General features: G+C 59.0%; 2 protein-coding genes. One reads left to right on the top strand and one right to left on the bottom strand.

The window, feature by feature from the left end:
- The coding region (locus IOB61_RS05840; RefSeq protein WP_290813565.1) for a DUF2147 domain-containing protein at positions 1-353 on the bottom strand (353 nt) is incomplete at its 3' end.
- A gap of 153 nt (positions 354-506) precedes the next feature.
- Between IOB61_RS05840 and dnaG the strand changes: the two genes are divergently transcribed.
- On the top strand, positions 507-2,417 hold the full coding sequence (dnaG, locus tag IOB61_RS05845) for a DNA primase (protein ID WP_290813568.1): 1,911 nt from the start codon (positions 507-509) through the stop codon (positions 2,415-2,417).
- The last annotated feature ends 104 nt before the right edge of the window (positions 2,418-2,521 follow it).

Here is a 2,521-nt window from a genome sequence, read left to right on the forward strand (position 1 = left end):
AATCGGAACTCGCTGCGATAGAGCTTGCCCTCGGTCGGGTCATAAATCTGGCCCCCGGTGAATTTGCCATCGGGTTGGGCGGTAAAGCCCGTCAAGATCGCCATGCCAACAATGGGGCGAGACCGCAATTTGGGATCGGGATTTTTGGTGTCAGTCGTTGGGGCGTTTTTGTCCGCTTTAGGACCCGGGCCAACAATGCGACCACAAGTCTTGGTACCACAAGGCTCCAGCCGGATGATGCCGCTGCCATTGGCGGTCAACCAGCGCGTCCCGTGTAATTCGCTGGCAAAGCTGGGCGTGGCCACCAAGGCAGTAAGAAGCGCTGGGGCGATCAAGCGGACAGAAGTTTTCATATGTGGACACCTAAATGGGGGAGGGTGGAAATTGAAACTTCCTGTGTCTCTACCGACGGTCAAAATTCAGTTCAAGTGCGAAATAGGGGCCGGACTTCAAACCCCGGTGACTGGGCTGGGGCACGGGCTTGCTGATTCGGGTTGGAAGCCCCATTGTCTAACCTGATGTCCCGCTTTGACCGCCCCTTTCTTGACGAAGTGCTGACGCGCGCCTCCATTTTGGATGTGGTCGGCCGCAAGGTCACTTGGGATAAGCGCAAATCCAATCTGTCGCGCGGCGATATGTGGGCCTGCTGCCCCTTTCATAATGAAGCCACACCCAGTTTCCATGCGGTGGATTCTAAGGGCACCTATCATTGCTTTGGTTGTGGCCAGCACGGCAATGCCATCGACTTCATCATGGCGACCGAGAATGTACCCTTTCCAGAAGCGGTTGAGCGTTTAGCCCGAGACCTTGGCATTCCGCTGCCCGCCCGCGACCCAGAGGCCATTACCAAAGACGATCAGGCCAAGCGCCTGACCGCGGCACTGGATGCTGCGCGTGCCGCCTTCGCCCAAGCGCTGCGCAGCCCCGAAGGCGCAAAGGCGCGCGCTTATCTCGCCAAGCGCGGCTTGAATGAAGCCGATTGGGACCGCTTTGGCCTGGGCTTTGCCCCAAATAGCCGCACGTGGCTGAAGGATCGGCTGACGCAAGGCGGCCATCAAGTGGCTGATCTTGTCGAGGCGGGCCTGGTAAAGATGCCTGATGATGGCGGGGCACCTTTCGATTTTTACCGTGGCCGGGTGATGTTCACCATCGCCGATACGCGCGACCGCACGGTGTCATTTGGTGCCCGCACCCTCGACCCCGATGGTCAGCCCAAATATCTCAATGGCCCCGACAGCCCCGTGTTCAACAAAAGCCGTAACCTTTACCGCTATGCCCAAGCACGCGCCGCCGCCAAGGATAAGCCTATTTTGGTCGCCGAAGGCTATATGGATGTGATTGCGCTGGAAAAGGCAGGCTTTGCCGCCGTCGCCCCTCTAGGTACCGCTTTAACCGAAGACCAATTGGGCTTGGTCTGGAAAGCCTCAAAGCGACCGATCCTGTGCTTTGATGGCGATAAGGCAGGCCTAAAAGCGGCTGAGCGCGCGCTCGATCGGGCTTTGCCCTTGGTATCAGCCGATAAGACCTTGGCCTTTGGCTTTTTGCCGGAAGGCCAAGACCCTGACGATATGATCAAGGCCAAGGGTGCTGCGGGTATCGAAGCTGTCCTAGAGTCCGCCTTGGCCCTCGGCAGCTTTTTGTTTCAGCGCGAGCAAGAGCGCGAGCCCTTGGTCACCGCCGAAGCCCGCGCCGGCCTGCGCAAGCGCCTACGCCAGCTCACAGGCCAAGTCACCGACCCGGATTTACAGCGCGAACTTAATGAGGATATGCGCCGTAATCTCGATGCGCTGTTTGCGCCCGCAGCGCGGCCAGCCTTTGTGCCCAAAGCGCGCGGGAAGGGGGGAGACACTGGCCCCATTGGCAGCGCAACGGCCGAATTACGCTTGAAAATCAAAGCGGGGAACGTCCGCCCGAAACGGACCTTGTTGGACATTGTTGTCGCGCCCCTCTTGCGGCCCGAGCTATTGGATGGCCATGAAGAGGCGTTTGCAGGTCTAGTTTTGGACCATCCAGGCCTGAATTTACTGCGCCACGGCCTTTTAGACTTACATCATGCGGGAACCACTATTGATTTTGAGAGCGTTCGTCTCCATCTGAACCAATTAGGTCAAAGCGAAGCTGTGCGCGTATTGGATGAGGCGCGCCGGTCGCCGGTTAACCCCCATGCTCGGCCAGAGCTGAGTGTGGAGGAAGCCAAGCGCGCTTGGCTGATCGCGCTTCAACGTTTGGAGACCCATCGGGCTCTGGCGTCGGACGCAGCCGAAGCCGTTTCGGCGGCGGGCAGTGGCGATGAAGCAGCCTTTGAGCGGCTGAAGCGTCTGGTTGGTGAGCGCCGTGCGCTGCGCGCCGACGAGACCAGCTCTGCTGGGGCATCTATCGTCGGGGGAGAGGCTTTCTCTCTGCCGGCAGAAGATTAGAAAGTCGGCACGTGCTTCAAGCAGTACGGGCGGGCTGTGCCGTTGTTTACAGCGGCACGTGGTACAGGCACCTCTAGCTGACCTTTTGAAGAAGATCGGCTATA

It is taken from the genome of Aquidulcibacter sp., from assembly GCF_020253525.1.
Classification (GTDB): domain Bacteria; phylum Pseudomonadota; class Alphaproteobacteria; order Caulobacterales; family Aquidulcibacteraceae; genus Aquidulcibacter.